Annotated in this window: 1 pseudogene; it reads left to right on the top strand. The window is 54.5% G+C overall.

Features of this window, described 5'->3' with window-relative positions:
• Nucleotides 1-81 precede the first annotated feature (81 nt).
• Nucleotides 82-327: pseudogene (locus tag E1297_RS00485) on the top strand (sigma factor-like helix-turn-helix DNA-binding protein); the annotation flags it as partial.
• Between the last annotated feature and the right edge of the window lie 29 nt (nt 328-356).

Genomic DNA, 356 nt, shown 5'->3' with positions numbered 1-356 from the left:
GATTTTCCTGTTTCAGCCTGGTTTCGCGATTGCGCCGTTTGATCGGCAAACTGGCTCTTTCTGTTTGATTTGAGAGAGCCGATGCCCAAACGGAAGCAAGCGAGACGAACGACCGTGAAAGATATCCGAACCATTCTGCGGCTGACCCACGAGTACAAACTGTCCTTGAGGGATGTGTCCTTACGGCTGAACCTGAGCAAGTCGACGGTTGCCACCTATCTGTACCGGGCGCGTGAAGCGGGCCTCGGCTGGCCTTTGGACGCGCAGCATGACGACGACGGTGTGCTGAGGAAGCTTTTGTTTCAGCGCGCCGGCCGGCCACCACAAGGATAACGTATAAAATTTTTCGCACATTT

The organism is Roseibium sp. RKSG952, assembly GCF_009711355.1.
Note: the sequence above shows the minus strand (reverse complement) of the source record. Positions and strands in the feature narration are given on the sequence as shown.